This is a genomic window from Roseovarius marisflavi, assembly GCF_900142625.1.
GTDB lineage: Bacteria > Pseudomonadota > Alphaproteobacteria > Rhodobacterales > Rhodobacteraceae > Roseovarius > Roseovarius marisflavi.
On sequence record NZ_FRBN01000013.1, the window covers coordinates 20399 to 38100 of the forward strand.

Annotated in this window: 16 protein-coding genes and 1 pseudogene; 5 read left to right on the plus strand and 12 right to left on the minus strand. The window is 60.8% G+C overall.

The genetic code is table 11. The annotated features are described in order from the left end of the window. Positions 1-136: 136 nt before the first annotated feature. The 7 genes and pseudogenes from BUB78_RS20720 to BUB78_RS12275 all read right to left on the minus strand — a co-directional run bounded on the left by BUB78_RS20720 (position 137) and on the right by BUB78_RS12275 (position 5324). On the minus strand, positions 137-301 hold the full coding sequence (locus tag BUB78_RS20720; RefSeq protein WP_170865069.1) for a hypothetical protein: 165 nt from the start codon (positions 299-301) through the stop codon (positions 137-139). Between the two features lie 237 nt (positions 302-538). Then, on the minus strand, positions 539-1357 hold the full coding sequence (locus tag BUB78_RS12255; RefSeq protein ID WP_073198383.1) for an exonuclease domain-containing protein: 819 nt from the start codon (positions 1355-1357) through the stop codon (positions 539-541). A 16-nt stretch (positions 1358-1373) separates the two neighbouring features. Further along, positions 1374-1922 carry a terminase large subunit domain-containing protein gene (locus BUB78_RS12260; protein WP_073198384.1) on the minus strand — a complete coding sequence of 183 codons (549 nt, stop codon included), beginning with the start codon at positions 1920-1922 and terminating at the stop codon, positions 1374-1376. Beyond that, positions 1919-2284: a hypothetical protein gene (locus BUB78_RS12265; RefSeq protein WP_073198385.1), complete on the minus strand. Its 366-nt coding sequence runs from the start codon at positions 2282-2284 to the stop codon at positions 1919-1921. The genes BUB78_RS12260 and BUB78_RS12265 overlap by 4 nt, the downstream gene beginning before the upstream one ends. 629 nt (positions 2285-2913) lie before the next feature. Continuing rightward, positions 2914-3264, minus strand: a complete 351-nt coding sequence (locus tag BUB78_RS12270; protein WP_073198386.1) for a hypothetical protein — start codon at positions 3262-3264, stop codon at positions 2914-2916. Between the two features lie 38 nt (positions 3265-3302). Continuing rightward, positions 3303-3484 (minus strand): annotated as a pseudogene (locus BUB78_RS20125) (transposase); the annotation flags it as partial. 37 nt (positions 3485-3521) lie between these two features. After that, entirely contained in the window at positions 3522-5324 is a 1803-nt protein-coding gene (locus BUB78_RS12275) for a PHA/PHB synthase family protein (protein WP_139279334.1), read from the minus strand. Between the two features lie 235 nt (positions 5325-5559). Between BUB78_RS12275 and BUB78_RS12280 the strand changes: the two genes are divergently transcribed. From BUB78_RS12280 to BUB78_RS12290, 3 genes are read left to right on the plus strand one after another with little or no spacing between them, the layout of a single operon-like run. Further along, a complete protein-coding gene (locus BUB78_RS12280) occupies positions 5560-6267 on the plus strand; it encodes an ABC transporter ATP-binding protein (RefSeq protein WP_073198387.1) in 708 nt (235 codons plus the stop codon). Between the two features lie 8 nt (positions 6268-6275). Next, a complete protein-coding gene (locus BUB78_RS12285; protein ID WP_073198451.1) occupies positions 6276-8639 on the plus strand; it encodes an ABC transporter permease in 2364 nt (787 codons plus the stop codon). Positions 8640-8644: 5 nt separating this feature from the next. After that, positions 8645-9859 (plus strand): efflux RND transporter periplasmic adaptor subunit, encoded by a 1215-nt coding sequence (locus BUB78_RS12290; RefSeq protein WP_073198388.1) that lies wholly within the window; start codon positions 8645-8647, stop codon positions 9857-9859. A gap of 16 nt (positions 9860-9875) precedes the next feature. On the opposite strand, the gene BUB78_RS12295 is transcribed toward BUB78_RS12290, so the two are convergent. The 4 genes from BUB78_RS12295 to acsA are packed head-to-tail and all read right to left on the minus strand — an operon-like array spanning position 9876 to position 15113. After that, positions 9876-10121 (minus strand): acyl carrier protein, encoded by a 246-nt coding sequence (locus BUB78_RS12295; RefSeq protein ID WP_073198389.1) that lies wholly within the window; start codon positions 10119-10121, stop codon positions 9876-9878. Beyond that, on the minus strand, positions 10118-11371 hold the full coding sequence (locus BUB78_RS12300; protein WP_073198390.1) for a dihydrolipoamide acetyltransferase family protein: 1254 nt from the start codon (positions 11369-11371) through the stop codon (positions 10118-10120). The genes BUB78_RS12295 and BUB78_RS12300 overlap by 4 nt, the downstream gene beginning before the upstream one ends. Continuing rightward, positions 11368-13371, minus strand: coding sequence for a pyruvate dehydrogenase (acetyl-transferring) E1 component subunit alpha (pdhA, locus tag BUB78_RS12305; RefSeq protein ID WP_073198391.1), 2004 nt, complete (start codon positions 13369-13371; stop codon positions 11368-11370). The genes BUB78_RS12300 and pdhA overlap by 4 nt, the downstream gene beginning before the upstream one ends. Beyond that, positions 13368-15113 carry an acetate--CoA ligase gene (gene acsA, locus BUB78_RS12310; RefSeq protein WP_073198392.1) on the minus strand — a complete coding sequence of 582 codons (1746 nt, stop codon included), beginning with the start codon at positions 15111-15113 and terminating at the stop codon, positions 13368-13370. The genes pdhA and acsA overlap by 4 nt, the downstream gene beginning before the upstream one ends. Positions 15114-15284: 171 nt before the next feature. On the opposite strand from acsA, the gene BUB78_RS12315 reads away from it, so the two are divergent. Further along, on the plus strand, positions 15285-16481 hold the full coding sequence (locus BUB78_RS12315; protein WP_139279335.1) for a hypothetical protein: 1197 nt from the start codon (positions 15285-15287) through the stop codon (positions 16479-16481). Positions 16482-16502: 21 nt separating this feature from the next. Further along, positions 16503-16934, plus strand: a complete 432-nt coding sequence (locus tag BUB78_RS12320; RefSeq protein ID WP_073198394.1) for a DUF2267 domain-containing protein — start codon at positions 16503-16505, stop codon at positions 16932-16934. A gap of 26 nt (positions 16935-16960) precedes the next feature. Here the strand turns inward: BUB78_RS12320 and BUB78_RS12325 are convergent, their stop codons facing one another. Continuing rightward, positions 16961-17683, minus strand: coding sequence for a helix-turn-helix domain-containing protein (locus BUB78_RS12325; RefSeq protein WP_073198395.1), 723 nt, complete (start codon positions 17681-17683; stop codon positions 16961-16963). Positions 17684-17702 lie beyond the last annotated feature (19 nt).

Consider the following 17702-nt stretch of genomic DNA (forward strand, 5'->3'; position numbering starts at 1 on the left):
AGGTTAGCGGTGATTTTCGGGTTTGTAGAGGACCGCTCTACAACAACGCTGCAACATGGCGGCTTGCCGATCACGTTGGAATCGAACGAAAGAGGCCGCCCTGAAGGACGGCCTCAATGCTGCGATATCGTCGATGCTAGCTGTGGATTTCGAAGCCCTGCGTTATGGTGACGTCCGCGTGGGAGTCTTCTTCCCACCTTACGTCCACAGTTGAGCCGTCACGCAGAGAGAAGCTTGCCTCCTCCACGCTCTTAGCCTCCCACAGGATATGCGAGATCAGTTCTTTCAGTTCAGCAGTCATCTTTTGGGTCTCCAATCAATGATGGCGATTGGTTGGAGGACGAGGACACCTGCCATCAACGGAGCCCACGTCTCATTCGCCGCTGACGCGGCAGAATTCTGTGCATGTTTTTCTCCGTTGATATTGCGAGCAGAGGGCGCACCCATGTGACCGCAGGTCTATGGATCGCAGATTCGGTGATCCGAGTCAACGACTAAGTGTCTGAAAAGGAAGGACGTTTAAACGATTAGTCTTTTATCAGGACAGCGTGACCATTTCTTTGAAGTCGGTTTCGCGGATGATACGCAACGGCTGACCCGCCTCGACCAACTGTTCCGCCTTCCGATGCTTCGATGACTTGTCGTGACCGGCGAGCTTCGTCACATCCATATCGCCCACGACGAGCATGGTCGTCTTCTTGGTGACGCTGTTCGCCACATTGCAGCCCACGGAAGCGGCAAGGTCTGCGGCCTCACGGCGCGGTATCTCGAGCGCGCCCGTGAATACGATCACCTCGCCCGTAAGCGGTCCATCCGGGTTCCCGTCGCGCGTTATCGCTGCCGATCCGCTCGACGACGGGTCGATGGGTTGCAGGACCCGCTTCTGGATCGCTTCGAGATCCAGGCTGCTCTCCTGCATCGCGGCGAGCATGACGTGCCCTGCCGCTTTTGCATCCTCAAGCGCGTTGTGGTGATCGAAGGTGTATCCGATCATCTTGCAGACGTTCGCGAGGCCGTAGCCAGACTTCGCACATTCCGCCCATGTCCTCCGGGCAACGCGGGCCGAGTCGAGCCAATTGCAAGCCGGGGCCGGGATTGCCCAGCGACCCGCCGCTTGGTGCATCGCGACGCGGTCGAAATGCGTGTGGGTGACAACGATCTGCGATCCGAGGAACCGTTCGATGTCTGCGGCGGCGTCCTTGAACGTCGGCGCGCCTTGGACATCACCTTCCGTGATACCGTGGATCGACATGTTGACGGGATCGAAGAAGTCATCCGGGTCGATAAGCGAGTACCATTCAGACGCGAGCGCACCGTTTTCGAAGCCGGCGACTCCAATTGAGCAGATGGATGCCATGTCGGCATTTGCGGTTTCAACGTCGATGGAAATCGCCTTCTTTCCATTTCGGCGTTGACGTAACTAGAAGGCGACCTGTCACCTTCTTCCGCAAGGGCAGGACTGCCGCAATGTCGTCGTCCGCCAAATCGGCGCACTCATCTAGGCACAAGATGTCTGCCGTGAAGCCACGCGCACTGTCCGTCGCGGGCATCGCGAGGATGCGACCTTTATGAGACGCCGCCGTCACCTCCATCTTGAGGAATTGGATGTCCGGCGGTGAGAATGGATCGGCGTCGCGGAATTCTTTGACGCGCAGCAGGAACTCCTTCGATTGTTTTTCGGTCGGACAGATGACGACAACGGTCAAGCCGCGCAGGAACGCGTCCCATGCGACGCAGGCGACCGCCGTTGACTTGCCCAGTTGCCGCGACGCCATCAGGATGATGTGCGACGCCGAAGACAGAAGCAGGTCTTTTTGGAAATGACGCGGCTCGACTTTCATCGCAGCCTTGAACCGTGCGATGGGATCGAGCGAGGTCGTCAGACCGCCGAGGTAGCGGTGGAGAGCCGGATCGAGCATCATGGCTGGTGCTCGACCACCTTGAGGGTCTGCATCTTGGCGAGGAAGTCAGCTTTTGCGGCTGGGTGCTGTTCTAGGACTTTCAAGATGATCTTCCGCAGCATGATGAACTGAGGTGAGGTGCCGAGGTCTACCGTCACGTCGATCTTGTTCGAGAACATGCCGCGCACCTTGGCGAGGTCCATCAGCGTTTGGCGCATCTCTTTCATCTGGGCGAGTTCGAGGATGCGGTCAGGTTCGCCTGTTTCGTCTGCCTCCTCGATCACTTTGCGAAGACGTCGCAGGAGCCAGCGCAAATCCGCGTCAATGTCGTCACCGTCAGAGGCAACGAGGTCGGCTGCTTCCTGCACCTCCTCCTTTTTCATCTTGGCCGCGATCAGCAGTTTCTTGTCTTCCGGGACGGCCTGCGTCCACCACCGCTTGACCGAGTTGTCCGAGATACCGAGTTCGTCGCCGATAGAGCCGTAGGACCGCCCTTTCAGACGGTCCTTGATCAGCTGTTCCTGCTTCCACTCGGTCAGCTCGGATACACATCACCTCGGATCGCATAAACTGTCAGGGTGTCATAACCGCAGGAACACGACAGACGCGCACCACATCCGAACAACCGGCATCCTGCGCGACCTTTGCCCAATTGATATTTCTCAATCGGCCTTTTGCCTGACTATGTGACACTTGACCGGTAGAGTGGGTGGTAATTTAAGAAGTTTTACCTTTTCCAGCAAAGACGTAAGTTGGCTGCCTGCTCTACACTACGTCGAGGAGTATTAGGCACCTGGAGTTGCAGGAAATCACTCCGATCCGCCGATAAAGTCCCGCGCCTCTTTCCTGAGAGCCGAACCCGCTGGCGCACCACCGCCTGCGCCGTGCAGGCGGCCGACGCGCTTAGATGGGCAATGACAGCGTTGCCCTGTACTCTTGGCGGTAGCACTGCATCTGGGCGCATCTCTGAGCCTTTGCGTGGGGTCCATGGGGTTATCGTTACTTTTCATCCTCAACCCTCCGCCTGGTGGCTTACGTCGCTCACAATCGCCTGTCCGCCGCTCTCAACATTCACGCGCTCGACACGCACGATTTTCCGGGCCTTGGCGTGATGACGTTTCAGCGCCTCCATCTGGGTTGTGAATGTCCTCGTGAGTTTGGTCATGGCCCGTTCTGCGCTGTCCTTGCCGTCCAGGGACGTGGTCGAGAGATACCGCCGCGATGCGTCCGGCGCGCAGATATGAACCGCCGCCATTTGCGCCGCCAGCATCGTTTCAATCTCGCTTTCAGGTTTGATGCTCTTGATAAACGCAATGACGAACTGAAGCGACGCCTCAGGGCTGTGTTTTATGCTGCGTGTCATAGCTACAAGCCTTCGCAATATGCGTCGTCCGGTGCCTGCCGATCATTCTCCTGGGCGAGGGGGAAATCCTCTTTCGGCACTACATCCGTGCCGTGTTCCATGTGTTCAGCGGCGCCAGGCCGACGCCGAAATCATCGGCAACCTGCCTGCGCGTCAACCCACTTTTCAGCGCGATCCGCATAGCATCCTGGCGGAATTCGTTTCTCCCTTTCTGTTCCATAGCCCGTCTTTCTTGGCGACAAGTCCAATCCCGGCACTCACATCTGATGAACATAGGTTCCGGGTGCCGGGCAAAGCGGGGCAAACCCGGCTTTGGGGTTTCCCATCTGCGGCGGTTCACTGCTGCGTTTGTTTTTCTTGCCAAGCCAGGCCGCGTATTTGGGCCACCACGATCCGGGCTCGGTCGGATGCGCGACAAACCAGCGGTCCGGCCCGATATAAAGAGCGCCCGGCGCCCGGTGCCCGATGCGGAAATGGCGGCCTGGGTGGCCGGGTTCGCTCAGGATTCCGCCGTTGTGCCCGCCTTTGGTCAAGACGAACGTCAGGTCGCAATCGGTGAAAAGCTTGGTTTTATAGACCGACTTCCACGGCGCGATGTGGTCAGACTCGGTTGCGATGACGAACATCGGCACCGCGATATCCTTGAGGGCAATGACCCGCCCCTCGACGGCAAAGCGCCCCGCCGTGAGCCGGTTTTCCAGAAACAGCCCGCGAAGATACTCTGAATGCATGCGCGCAGGCATGCGGGTGGTATCGCCATTCCAGACGGTGATATCGGTCGGAAGGTCATCCTTGCCAAGGAAATACCGGTTCACGGCGCGGGTATAGATCAGGTCCTCGGCGCGGATCGAGGCAAAGGTGCGCGTCATCTGGGGGCGGTCAAGATATCCCTGTTCCCACATCATGTCTTCGACAAAGGCGACCTGGCTTTCGTCGACAAACAGCAAGAGTTCGCCCGCCTCGGCGAAATCCACCTGCGCCGCCATCAGCGTGACCGAGGCCAGCCGGTCGTCGCCGTCCCGCGCCATGGTTGCCGCCGTGATGGCAAGCAGGGTGCCGCCAAGACAATATCCGTTCGCGTGAACCTTTTGACCCGGTACGATCGCATTGATCGCGTCAATGGCTGCCAGAACGCCGTGTTTGCGATAGTCCTCAAGCGACAATTCGGCCTGATCCGCCGTTGGATTGCACCAAGAAATCATGAACACGCTAAAGCCCTGGCCAACCAGATAGTTGATCATGGAATTCTGCGGTGAAAGATCGAGAATATAGTATTTCATGATCCACGCAGGCACGAAAAGCACCGGTTCGGCGCGCACCTTTTTGGTTTGCGGCGTGTATTGGATCAGCTCGAAAAGATCATTGCGAAACACCACTTCGCCCGGCGTGCAGGCAAGATCGGTGCCAATCTGATAGCCCTCGGGCGCGGGTTTATGAGTCTGGGTGAGGGTTTGCATCAAATCCTCGGTAAAATGGGACGCGCCTTCGATCAGGTTGCGCCCGCCTTGCCGTGCGGTTTCTTCGATGATCTCGGGGTTTGTCCAGGGGAAATTGGAGGGCGAGACCAGATCAAGCGCCTGCCTCACCTGAAAGCGGGTTCGTTCTGCATCCTGCGGATCAAGCCCGCGCGTGGTGTCGGTGGCGTGATCCCACCAGTCCTGCACCGCCAGAAACCCCTGTTTCCAAAGGTTGAACGGCGGATTGTCCCACGCGGTATGGGCAAAGCGGTGGTCATGGGGCTTGGCGGCGAATGGCGCGGGCGTGTCTTTGCCAACCGCTGCACCGGTCGCATAAGACATCACCTTGAGGGCATTGGCCTGCGCGCGCTCGGCAAGCTCTAGCTGGCGACCGGGCGAGCGGCCAAGGTGCAACGCCCAGTCGTTCCAGGCTTGCGACACCGAATAGGGCGAGATGCCGCCGGTTACCTGGGCAAGAGCGGCGCGAATGGCGCGATCAAGGTTCCTGTGCGGATGCGCCTCGGGCCGTGGTATGATGTCATCGGGCTTTGCCATGACCATGACAGGAAGATTGGCAACCGGTTTCGGGGTGGTTTTGGTCATGGATTTTCCTGTTGAAAGAGGGACCCGCCCAATCATCCTGCGCGGCACAGCGCCTGCACCATAGACATTGCATGGCCGCGCTGCATTGATCTGTGTCAGGGGCGTGCAAACCGGCGCACAGCTGCTGATCCGGGCGGTGCGGCCCTGCGCCGGGTCCCGCTTATCCGCCCGGCAGTTGCGTTATATCAAGGTTTGGATATGCCGCGTGGCTAGGGTCATGGCATAAGGGGGGGCAATGCCCGAAATCGTATTCAAAACCCAAGGCGTGACCAAGGTCTATGATACCGGCGAGCTTAAGGTTCATGCCTTGGCCGGGATTGATCTTGAGCTGTTTGCCGGCGAGCTGAGCGTCTTGCTCGGCCCCTCGGGCAGTGGCAAATCGACCTTGCTGAATATCCTCGGCGGGCTGGATCATGCCACCGAGGGGCGGGTCTGGTTTCGCGATCTGGAACTGACCGCGCTTGGGGATCGCGGGCTTACCCGGTATCGGCGCGATCATGTCGGCTTTGTCTTTCAGTTCTACAACCTTGTGCCAAGCCTGACCGCGCGCGAAAACGTGCAGCTGGTAACCGATATCGCGCGCGATCCGATGGCCCCTGAAGAGGCGCTTGATATGGTCGGGCTAGGGCATCGGATGGATCATTTTCCCGCCGAGATGTCGGGCGGTGAACAGCAGCGCGTCGCGATCGCCCGCGCCATTGCCAAACGGCCAGAGGTCTTGCTGTGTGACGAGCCGACGGGCGCGCTTGACAGCAAGACCGGCGTGCAGGTGCTTGAGGCGCTCAAGACCATCAACGACACGCTAGGCACCACGACGGCGGTGATCACCCATAACGCGATGATCCGCAAAATGGCGCACCGGGTGATTTATTTTCAGGACGGGCGCGTGGCGCGGGTCGAGGTGAATGACGCACAGATCGCCCCGTCAGAAATTTCGTGGTGATCGGTCCGATGCGCGCGCTCGATAAAAAGCTGTTGCGGGATTTTCGCCGCTTGTGGGCGCAGGCGCTTGCGATTGCGCTTGTGCTGGGCTGCGGGGTGGCGATCCTGCTGACCACCTATGGCATGTACGGGGCGCTGGAGGACACACGCGCCGCCTATTATCAGCGCAACCGCTTTGCCGATGTCTTTGCCAGTGCCAATCGGGCGCCGCAATCGCTTGTCGAGGCCATGCGCAATATCGACGGCGTGCGCAGCGTCGCGGCGCGGGTGGATGAACATGTGATCCTTGATCTTCCGGGCCGGGTGGAAACGGTCACCGGGCGCATCCTGTCGCTGCCGGTCAGCGGCGAGATGATGCTGAACCTGCCGATTGTCCGTGAGGGGCGGCTTCCCTCGCCCACGCGCACCGACGAGGTGGCGGTAAACGAGCCCTTTGCGCGCGCCAACGGCTTGCGCCCCGGCGATACCTTCTTTGCCAATCTCAACGGGCAGAAACGCGAGCTTACCCTGACCGGCATGCTGTTGTCGCCCGAGTTCATCTATACCATCGGTCCCGGTGCGCTTTTGCCGGACAACAAGAGCTTTGGCATTTTATGGATGTCCGAGCGCGCGGTGTCGGCCGCCTTCGACATGCAGGGCGCCTTCAATAGCGTGTCGCTCAAGCTTGACCCCTCGGCCAACGAACAGGACGTGATCGACCGCTTGGATGACCTTCTCAAGCCTTATGGCGGGCTCGGGGCCTATAGTCGTGATCTTCAGATTTCGCATAGCTTTATCGACGCCGAGATCGAACAGCAGCGCACCGGCGCGATGATCTTGCCGCCGATCTTCTATGGCATTGCGGCCTTTCTGGTCAGCATGGTGATCGGTCGGATCATCGCGCTGGACCGCGCCGAAATCGGGCTTTTGAAGGCGATCGGCTATTCCAACGCCGAAGTCTGTCTGCATTACCTGTTGCTGGCGGGTCTGATCGCGGTTGCGGGCATGCTTCTGGGCTGGGGCGTGGGCACGTGGCTGTCGCATGCGGTGGCGCAGATGTATGCCAGCTTCTTCGACTTTCCCTATCTGGTCTACCGGATGTCCTATGGCTCCTATGCGATTTCGGGTATCCTCGCGCTTGTCAGCGTGGGTCTTGGCGCAAGCAAAAGCGCCCTCGGGGCCGCCCGGCTGGCCCCCGCCGTGGCGATGTCTCCGCCCGCGCCGCCGCGCTTTAAACGGACCATTCTTGACGATCTGCTGGCGCTCATGCGCCTGTCACAACCGATGATGATGATCCTGCGCAGCCTGATGCGGTGGCCGATGCGCTCTGCGTTCACGACGCTCGGTCTTGCGCTTGCTGTTGCGGTTCTGATCGCGTCGAGCTTTTTCGAGGATGCATTGGACGCGATGATCGACAAGACCTTTGATCAGACCAACCGCCAGGATGCCACGCTGTTCTTTGCCCCCGATATCCCGGAAACCGCGCTTGCGGCGGTTGCCGATCTGCCTGGTGTTCTCGTGGCGGAAGGGCAGCAGTTCCAGGCCGCGATCCTGCGCCATGGCCACCTTGAAAAGGACGTCGCCATCGAGGCGCACCGCCCCGGTATCGATCTGTCGCGCGTGGTCGATAGTGCCGGTCGCGCGATCACTGTGCCCAGAGATGGGATCGTGTTGTCGCGGCGCCTTGCCGGGCAGCTCAGCGTCGGGGTCGGCGACGTGATCGAGGCCGAATTTAAGGGCGGGCGCGCGGAAACGCACCGCGTTCGCGTGGTCGGCATCGTGACGCAATATGTCGGGCTTGGCGCCTATATGGACCTTGAAACACTGAATGCGATGTTGCGGCAGGCGCCCCGTATCTCGGCGGCAAACCTCCTGTTGGACAGTCGTCAGATCCCCGCCTTGCACGCGGTCCTGAAACGCACGCCGGAGCTTGGCGGCCTGGTGATGACAAATGAAATGCGCCAATCGTTTCAGGACACGATCCGCTATAACGTCACCATCATGACCACGATCTATCTGGTGATCGCGGTGCTGATCACCTTTGGCGTGGCCTATAACGGCGCGCGCATTCAGCTCTCTGAGCGGGCGCGTGAACTGGCCAGCCTGCGCATTCTGGGGTTCACGCGTGGCGAGGTTTCCTTCATCCTGATCGGCGAAACCATGATCCTTGCGGTGCTGGCACAACCCCTCGGCTGGCTTTTGGGCGCGGGCATCGCGGCGGCCCTGGTCGAGGGGTCAAGCAGCGACCTTTACGCGATTCCGCTCGTGCTTGAGCCTTCGGGATTTGCCCGCGCCAGCCTTATCGTGCTGGCGGCATCACTGGTGTCTTCGCTGATTGTGCGGCGCCGACTTGATCAGCTTGACCTTGTTCAGGTCATGAAAACACGGGAGTAAGGTAAATGGCCCTGAAATCGCGCAATTACGTGCTTGGCTTTATCGGCGCGGCAATTGCTGCCTCGCTGGTTTACGTGGCGCTGCACACCGATCCCGTGCCGGTGGATTTGCACAGGCTGACGCGCGGGCCGATGCAGGTGACGATCAACGCCGATGGCAAAACCCGCATTCGCGAGGTCTATGAAGTGTCGAGCCCGATCACCGGCACCGCGCTGCGCGCGCCCGTGCGGGTGGGGGACCCGGTGATTGCCGGGCAAACCGTGGTCGCCGTGGTCGAGCCGCTTTCCTCGAGCCTGCTTGATCCGCGCAGCCGCATTCAGGCCGAGGCCGCCGTGCGCGAAGCCGAGGCCGCGCTTCAGGTCGCCCGCAGCCGGGTGCGCGAGGCGCAAGAGGATCTGACCCATGCGCAGCGCGAATACGACCGCAGCAAGGCCCTTGTCGAACGCGGCGTGGCCTCGCAGATGCGGCTTGAGGACTCTGAGCAGATGCTTGGCATGAAACAAGCTGCAGAAAACGCTGCGGCTTCCGGGCTCGAGATGGCCAATAGCGCGCTTGAGCGCGCCCGCGCGGCCTTGATCGAACCGGGGGGCGCGGGCGACGACGGCGAGGGGAGCTGTTGTTTGCAAATGACGGCGCCGGTGGATGGCCGGGTGCTTGAGATCGACGTCATCAGCGAACGCCCCGTCGTTGCGGGCATGCGGCTTTTGTCGGTCGGTCAGCCCGATGACCTTGAGATTGTCGCCGACCTGTTGTCGACCGATGCCGTCCGCCTTGATCTGGGCGATCGCGCGATTGTCGAACGCTGGGGCGGCGATGAGCCGCTCGAGGCGCGGATTTCCAAGATCGAGCCGTCGGCCTATACCAAGGTTTCGGCCCTCGGCATCGAGGAACAGCGCGTCGATGTGGTGTTTGATCTGATCACGCCGCCCGAGCAGCGCGCTGACCTTGGCGACGGGTTTTCGGTCTTTCTGCGTGCGGTTGAATGGGAAAGCGATGATGTCCTTGCAGTGCCGCTAAGCGCCGTGTTCCGGGAGGGCGGCGATTGGGCGGTGTTCGTGGCCGAGGGGAGCACGGCGCACCTGAGGGGCATCGAGATCGGGCGGCGCAACACCACCTTTGCCGAGGTTCTGGGCGGGCTTGAGGCGGGCGAAACCGTGATCCTGCATCCCACTGAAGACATCGCGGAGGGCACGAAAATCGAGGCGCTTGTGTCGGAGTGATTGCCCGGTTCGACCCCTAGGCTGTTTTGCTGCGCAAATACTCCAGCAAGGCGTCATAGCTTTCCATTTTCGGATAATCGGCCTCGGGCATGTCGAGGTCAAAGCGTTTGCCAAGCGCGGTGACGAGGGTCAGGAAATCCATTGAATCGATATCGAATTCCTCGCGCAGATCCTGCGTTCGGTCGATGTCGTCCAGCGCGATATCAGGCGCGATGCGGTGGAGTTCTTCGGCCAGGGCGGCCTCAACGGTCATATCTGTCATAGCGTTTCCGGTCTTTGCAGATGCTTGGCGATTGCAGTGAGAAACAGCGCGCCTCGGCGGCCATCGCTGACCCGGTGATCCGCGGCAAGCGTGAGTGTGGCCGTAAGGCGGGGCACGACTTTCGCGCCCTCGATCCAAGGGCGCAGGGCAGGGGTGCCGATCCCGACAATCGCCACCTGCGGTGGATAGATCACGCCGTAAAGCTGATCCACGCCGCGATCCCCAAGGCTGGAAAGGGTGATCGTGGCCTCTGACAATTCGCGCGCGCGATAGCGCCCGGCGCGGACCCGGGCGATCAGGTCGCGCATGGATGTCATCAGGTCGTCAAGATTCTGCCTGTCGGTATCAAACAGGGCCGGGGCCACCAATCCGCCGCTGCGCAAGGCGATGGCAAGACCCGCATGCACAGCCTCGCTTTGATGAAACTCACCCTCTTCAAACGTGCCATTCATTTCCGGCACCTTTTTCACCGCGCGGGCAAGCGCCTTGAGATAGAGCGCCCCCAAAAGCAATCTTTCATCCGGCGCGCGCTTGGCGTTCTCGGCGGTGATAAAGGCCTCGGCCTTGGTCAGATCGACGCTATGGGACAGGTAATAATGCGGGATTTCGCGTTTGGAGCGGCTCATCGCGGCCGCGATGGCGGCGCGCATGTCGCTTTGCGCCGGGGACTGGCTTTGGCCTAGTGACGCGATGTCGGACCGGGTGATCGGCCTGGCCGCACCGGTGCCAAGGCTATGCAGGTCAACCCCGGTCTGCGCCGCCAGACGGCGCGCCGCAGGGCTTATGCGTTGGCGGGGTGGAGTGGGCGCCGGGCCGGTTGCCGCGCGGTCTTCGGGCACTGGAATTTCGGGAAAGGGCCCCTCTGGCATCGGCACTTCGGGGCCCGGCCCTTGAGGCGCGGGATCGTGTGGTGCGGGGTCTTCGCGCGGCACCGATGCGGGTTTGGGATCATGCGGTTGCGGCGCTTCTGGCTCTGGCGTGTCCGGCGTGTCCGGGTCTGCGGCGCTGCTGTCCGACGTTGACCGGATCATCGCGAGCGGCGTGCCAACGGGGACTTTCGTGCCCGGATCAACAAGCCACGCGTCAAGCACGCCATCCTCGAAAACCTCGATCTCGATCACGCCTTTCTGGGTTTCAATCGCGGCAATCACATCGCCGCGCGTTACGTTGTCGCCAGGCGACATCAATTGTTCAACCAAGGTTCCGGCCTCCATATCTGCGCCAAGCGAGGGCATGAGAAACGCGCTCATGGCGTGGTGTCCATTATCTGTCTGACCGTCGCGACGATCCGCGCGGTCTGGGGGATTGCGGCCTGTTCGAGGTGCTGTGCGTAGGGGATAGGCACCTCTTCGCTACAGACGCGGGCAAGCGGGGCGTCAAGGTCGTAAAAGGCCTCTTCGGCCAGCCGCATGCCAATCTCTGCCGCAAGGCTTCCGCTTTTCCAGCCTTCATCGACCATCACGGCGCGCCGGGTCTTGGTAACCGAAGCGATGATCATCTCCATGTCGAGCGGTCGCAGGCTCCGCAGATCAATGACCTCTGCCGAGATACCCTCATTTGCCAGTTGATCGGCGGCCTCAAGCGTCTTGAACAGCGACCCGCCATAGGTGATCAGCGAGACATCATTGCCATTCCGCCGGATCGCGGCGCGGTCGATATCGACGGGACCGGCATTTTCGGCAATCTCGCCCTCACGGTTATAAAGCATCACGTTCTCGAAAATCAGCACCGGGTCAGGGTCTTGCAAGGCGGTCCAGAGCATGCCGCGCGCATCCTCCATCGTGGCGGGGGCCAGCACGCGCAATCCCGGAATATGGGCGTACCAGCCCTCAAGCGAATGCGAATGCTGCGCCGCAAGCTGTTTGCCGGCCCCCGTCGCCATGCGGATTACCACGGGCACGCCAAACTGATTGTTGGACATATGGCGCAGGGTGGCGGCGGTGTTGAGGATCTGGTCCAGCGCCAGAAGCGAGAAATTGACCGTCATCACCTCGACAATCGGGCGCATTCCGGCAATCGCCGCGCCGATCCCGGCCCCGGTAAAGCCGGATTCCGACAAGGGCGTGTCACGGATGCGCTCGGGGCCGAATTGATCCAGCAGGCCCTTGCTGACCGCATAGCAGCCGCCATAATGGCCCACATCCTCGCCCATCAGAAACACCTTGGGATCGCGCGTCATGGCATCGACAATCGCGCCGCGGACGGCCTCGCGATAGGTGGTCGGGATCATCGGACCGGGTTTAACGGGCGCGGGCGGGGCAGGGCGGTCGGGCGACATGACAAACCGCGTCAGGCTTTCCAGCGGCTCGTCTGTGCCCGCTTCGGCAAAGGCAACGGCCTTGGCGATCTCTTCATCGACCTCGACGATTATTCTTGAGACCTCATCCGAATGCAGCAGCCCGTTTTGATCAAGCCATGTCTGAAACCGCAGGATCGGCCCCTTTTCGCGCCATTCCGCGACCTCTTCCCTGGAGCGGTAAAGCTGGGCGTCAAACATCGAATGGGCGCGAAAGCGATAGGTGCGGCATTCGAGGAAATAGGGTTGGCCGGTCTCTGCGATGTGGCGCAGGGCGCGGCGCGCGGCGACCTCGACGGCGACGACATCCATGCCGTCGACCGAAGTGCTCTCGATGCCATAGCACGCGGCCTTTGCGCTTATGTCGGTTTGCGATTCAGACAGGTTCAGGGCTGTGCCCATGGCATAGCCGTTGTTTTCGCAGACAAACAGAACGGGCAGCCCCCAGAGCGCGGCAAGGTTCAGGCTTTCGTGAAACTCGCCCTCGGCAACGGCGCCTTCGCCGCAAAAACAGGCCGTCACGCTATCGCGCGCCTCCATCCGGTCGGCGAGACCAAGGCCCACGGCCATCGGCAAGCCGCCGCCCACGATGGCGTTGCCGCCGTAAAACAGGTGATCGCGGCTAAAGAGATGCATCGAGCCGCCACGCCCCCCGGCGCAGCCCTCGGCCTTGCCGTACATTTCAGCCAGGATGTGGCCCATCGCAATGCCGCGCGCCAGGGCATGACCATGTTCACGGTAGGTCGCGACCACCCGGTCCTTTGGCCCAAGGAGCGGGATGATGCCCGCCGCGATCGCCTCTTCCCCGTCATAGAGATGCAGAAAGCCGCGGATTTTCTGTTGGGTATAAAGCTCGGCGCATTTGTCTTCAAAGCGGCGGATGCGGATCATCGCCTTGAGCAGATCGCGCACATGGTCATGGTCGAGGCGGGGTTTGAGAGGGGGCGCTGTCATTGCTCATCACTTTCCAATGTCGATATGTCGCCTTCCGGCAGGCCCAATTCACGCGCCCGCAACAGGCGGCGCATGATCTTGCCGCTTCGGGTTTTCGGCAGGTTCTTGCGAAACACGATCTCTTTCGGGGCAACGGCAGGGCCAAGCCGTTTGCGCGCATGGCCGCTTAGCTCAAGCAACAAGTCGTCGGTCGTTGCAAAACCCGGTTTCAGCGCGACAAAGGCCTTGACCCGTTCGCCAGCCGTTTCATCGGGCACGCCGATGACGGCGACCTCGGCCACGGCCTCGTGTTCCATCAGCGCGCTTTCAACCTCGAACGGGCCGATCAGATGGCCGGCACTTTTGATCAGGTCATTGCTGCGGCCCACAAACCAGAAATACCCGTCGCTGTCGCGCATCGCCAGATCGCCCGAAAGATACCAGCCGTCGCGAAAGCATTTCTCATAGCGCGCCTCTTCGTGCAGATAGCCCCGCATCATCGACGGCCAGCCCGGGCGCAACGCCAGTTCGCCGATCGCCAGAGGCTTGCTCACCTCGCGAAGGCCATCCTCTGTCACCTCGACAATGCCCGCCTTGATCCCCGGAAGCGGCTTGCCCATCGAGCCGGGTCTGACATCCATCGCGGCGAAATTGGCGATCATGATGCCGCCGGTTTCGGTCTGCCACCAGTTGTCATGAAAGGGCATGCCGAAGACGTCATTGCCCCAGATCACCGCCTCGGGGTTCAGCGGCTCGCCGACGCTGGCCATGAACCGCAGGGACGAGAAATCATGCCCTTTGGTCGCCTCGATCCCGGCCTTCATCAGCATCCGGATCGCGGTGGGCGCGGTGTACCAGACGTTTACGCTTTCCCTGTCGAGGATGTCATACCAGCGGGTCACGTCAAATTCGGCCTCATCCACGATCATCGTGACGCGGTTGGTCAGCGGCGCGATGATGCCATAGGAGGTGCCCGTAACCCATCCCGGATCGGCGGTGCACCAATAGGTATTGCCGGGCCTCAGGTCGAGCGCGAGGCGCCCGGTCATGTGATGGGCCACAACCGCGTCATGCACGTGCACCACGCCCTTGGGTTTGCCGGTGGTGCCAGAGGTGAAATGCAAGAGCGCGGTGTCTTCGGGATGCATCGGCTCGGTGGTGAACTCGGGCGAGGCGGCTTTCATCAGGGGCGACAGGGCGTCGGTGCCCTCTGCCGTGCCATCGCTCAGAAACACATGGCGCAGATCGGGCAGCAGATCGCGCAGCGCGCTGACCTTTCGCTTGTAAAGCCGCGCCGTGGTGATCAGCACATTGGCGCCGCCGATCTCCATCCGCGCGCGAATAGGCTCGGGGCCAAATGCGGAAAACAGCGGGCAGAACACGCAGCCCGCCTTCAGCGTGCCAAGCGCCGCGATGTAGAGATCGGGCGTGCGCCCCAACAAAGAATAGACCCGCGCGCCTTTTTCAATGCCGTGGCTGCGCAGCACATTGGCAAAGCGATTGGTCAGCTGCGACAGCTCGAGATAAGTGTAATCGGTCCTCTCACCGGATTTCGCGATCCAGCGCAGCGCCACCTGCGCGCCGTGACCGGCCGCGACGTGCCGCTCGATCGCTTCATGGGCGATGTTGAGGTGCCCGCCCGGCAACCCATCGATCTCGCGGCGCGCGTCCTCCCAGCGAAAGCTGTCATATGTGGCCGCGTAGTCGGCCATATTGGCGGCCTTTGCTGCCGCCTCTGACTTGATGATGGTGTCCTGTGGCATGTCTGGTTTTGTCCTCGGCGCACTGATCCAGGACAATGTTAGCCCGTTGCTTTGGCGCGCGGATGATCAAGATCAATTTCGGGTCGCGGCCGGATTGATCCGCATCAATCGCGCCTTGGCCAAGCGGGGTATGATCTTGGGATGCAAATGTGAAACCCACAGGAGGCTGTCATGACCCTCTCTCTGTCCCGACATATTGCCGCTGCATGCCTGCTCGTGGGGCTTGCGATGCCCGCTTTTGGCGAACCGGTGATGGTGACCCGGAACGGCAGCGACACCTTTATCGCCGGAGCATCGGTCACCGAGACACTCGATACCCAAGGCGACACCTTCATTTCAGGGCAAACGGCGGTGGCGCGCGGCGTGAGCGAGGGCGATCTGCACGTGGCCGGTTTCGATGTCTCGGTCAGCGCCGACACCCGCGAAGACCTTTATGCCCTCGGGGCGACGGTTGTTTTGCGCGGGGCGATTGCCCGCGATCTGACGGCCGCCGGCATTAGCCTGCGCACCGAAGACAGCGCGCAGACCAGTGGCAATGCGCGTCTTCTGGGCAAGACCGTCACCATCGAGGGGCCGGTCGCGGGCGCTTTGTTGGTGACCGGACGAGAGGTCGTGCTGAACGCGCCGATCACGGGGGATGTGCGTATTCTTGCCAAGACCCTGTCTTTTGGGCCGAAGGCGGTCGTCACGGGGACGCTCACCTATAGCATGGAAGACAGAATTGACGTGCCCGAGCGCGTGGCACCTGCGAGCCGCGTGGTCTATGAGAAAATATCGCCAATGGATGTCTGGGACGACATGGCAGAAATGGACCATTGGCGAGAAATGCCGATGTTCCCGACATTCGCGTCGATCATCTTCGGGTTTATCATTTCACTCCTGTTTTTCGTCGTGCTCGGCGCACTTGCGCTTGGGATCATGCCGAAACGTCTTGAGGCCATGCGCAAAAGCATTGTCGCAGGCCCCGGCCGAACCCTGATTGCGGGGATTGCCGGGTTGTCGGTCATGTTCGGCATGGTGCCGGTCACCGGTCTGACGATTGTCGGATTGCCCTTTGTGCCGATTGTCGTGCTCGGCATCACCGCGGCATGGACGCTTGGCTATGCGCTTGGGGCCTATGCGGTCGCGATGCGTGTCTGGGTTGGCTTTGGCGGCGATCCCGAGGCCGGAACCATACCGCGCCTGCTGGTGTTTGCAGGGGCAATCATCGCCATCGCGCTGTTGAATTTCATCCCCTTCGTGGGCTGGGTGGCGAATTACACCCTTGTTCTCCTCGGGATCGGCGCGATGACCACGACGCTATTGACCCATTTCATCGGCAACTCGTGCCAGGCGCTTGATGTCGACATGAAGCCGACCAAAACTTGACCCCGCAAAAGGAGAATACGCATGTCTGCCCAAGGTCTCGAAGTGATTGATCACACGGTTCACCTGACCCACGAATGGATCAACGACCTGACCGCGCGTCTGGGGTGGTATTCAAGCCGCAGCGCGCTGCGGCTGTTGCGGGTGACCTTGCAACATCTGCGCGATCACCTGTCGCCGGATGAGCTTGCACAGCTTTCGGCGCAGCTTCCGCTGTTGATCCGGGGCATGTTCTTTGAGGGCTGGGTGCCCAAGCAAACACCGATCAAGGAGCGCAGGGCGCAAGCCTTTGCAGGTTATATCGCCTCACAGATGGAAAACACCGATGAATATCGTGGAGCGGAAGATATCGCATGCGTCTTTGCGCTTTTGAATGACCGTCTGAGCGCGGGCGAAATTCACGATGTCCGCGTCAGCCTGTCCGAGGATGTCCGGTCGTTGTGGCCAGCACCCTGAGGGCGCTGGCAGGCTGGTTTGCAACGCTAGCAGGCCCGTGCCAGGCCATGCAGACCGGACTTTGACGGGCAATCGATGTCTTCACGCCCTTGCGACAGCCCAAACAGCGCATTGGGCTGCAAGATCACCACCGTATGGATATTGTTGATTGCGATAATCCCGCTTTTGCGAAGCTGGCTCAGGGTGCGGCTGACCGTTTCCGTTGTCAGGCCCAGAAAGTCGGCAATGTCTGAGCGGCTCATCGGCAAGAACGCCTGATTGCGTGACCCTGTGTCACTGCTCATTCTTTCAGTCAGGACGCACAAAAATGAGGCAACCTTTTCGACGGCGGATTTACGCCCAAGCATCATGAAGTGATCCTGCATGGCGCTTATCTCGCGCAAGGCCGCCTGAAGCAGTTCCTTGTGAAGCTCCGGATTGCCGTTCTCACCTTCCAGCGCCGACAAATGGTAGGCCTGCAACCGCGCTTCGGTCAGAACGTCACAGTCGGTGTGATAACGCCCATCACAGGGAAATCCAACAATATCACCGGGAAAGCCGAAGGCGATCACCTGACGGCGGCCATCCTCGAGCAGACGAGTGAGGCGCAGGACGCCGGATTGCACTTGATAGAGTCGGTCAACTTTATCACCTTCGAAATATAGATTGTTACCGGCTTTGAAAACCTTTGTAACGGTTGTCGCCTGCTTGCGTGCACACCGGAGTTGCGGCGCAAAAGGTGTTTGTTCAGACGGAATAGTGACATACATTGGCAGCGCCCCCATAAGA

Excerpts from the sequence above, each read along its gene's own strand:
- BUB78_RS12325 (WP_073198395.1), bottom strand. The coding sequence starts at position 17,683 with ATGTATGTCACTATTCCGTCTGAACAAACACCTTTTGCGCCGCAACTC.
- BUB78_RS12260 (WP_073198384.1), bottom strand. The coding sequence starts at position 1,922 with ATGATGCTCGATCCGGCTCTCCACCGCTACCTCGGCGGTCTGACGACC.
- BUB78_RS12265 (WP_073198385.1), bottom strand. The coding sequence starts at position 2,284 with ATGAAAAAGGAGGAGGTGCAGGAAGCAGCCGACCTCGTTGCCTCTGAC.
- acsA (WP_073198392.1), bottom strand. The coding sequence starts at position 15,113 with ATGCCACAGGACACCATCATCAAGTCAGAGGCGGCAGCAAAGGCCGCC.
- BUB78_RS12300 (WP_073198390.1), bottom strand. The coding sequence starts at position 11,371 with ATGAGCGCGTTTCTCATGCCCTCGCTTGGCGCAGATATGGAGGCCGGA.
- BUB78_RS12270 (WP_073198386.1), bottom strand. The coding sequence starts at position 3,264 with ATGACACGCAGCATAAAACACAGCCCTGAGGCGTCGCTTCAGTTCGTC.
- BUB78_RS12280 (WP_073198387.1), top strand. The coding sequence starts at position 5,560 with ATGCCCGAAATCGTATTCAAAACCCAAGGCGTGACCAAGGTCTATGAT.
- BUB78_RS12295 (WP_073198389.1), bottom strand. The coding sequence starts at position 10,121 with ATGACAGATATGACCGTTGAGGCCGCCCTGGCCGAAGAACTCCACCGC.
- BUB78_RS12255 (WP_073198383.1), bottom strand. The coding sequence starts at position 1,357 with ATGGCATCCATCTGCTCAATTGGAGTCGCCGGCTTCGAAAACGGTGCG.
- pdhA (WP_073198391.1), bottom strand. The coding sequence starts at position 13,371 with ATGACAGCGCCCCCTCTCAAACCCCGCCTCGACCATGACCATGTGCGC.
- BUB78_RS12290 (WP_073198388.1), top strand. The coding sequence starts at position 8,645 with ATGGCCCTGAAATCGCGCAATTACGTGCTTGGCTTTATCGGCGCGGCA.
- BUB78_RS12315 (WP_139279335.1), top strand. The coding sequence starts at position 15,285 with ATGACCCTCTCTCTGTCCCGACATATTGCCGCTGCATGCCTGCTCGTG.
- BUB78_RS12320 (WP_073198394.1), top strand. The coding sequence starts at position 16,503 with ATGTCTGCCCAAGGTCTCGAAGTGATTGATCACACGGTTCACCTGACC.
- BUB78_RS12275 (WP_139279334.1), bottom strand. The coding sequence starts at position 5,324 with ATGACCAAAACCACCCCGAAACCGGTTGCCAATCTTCCTGTCATGGTC.
- BUB78_RS12285 (WP_073198451.1), top strand. The coding sequence starts at position 6,276 with ATGCGCGCGCTCGATAAAAAGCTGTTGCGGGATTTTCGCCGCTTGTGG.
- BUB78_RS20720 (WP_170865069.1), bottom strand. The coding sequence starts at position 301 with ATGACTGCTGAACTGAAAGAACTGATCTCGCATATCCTGTGGGAGGCT.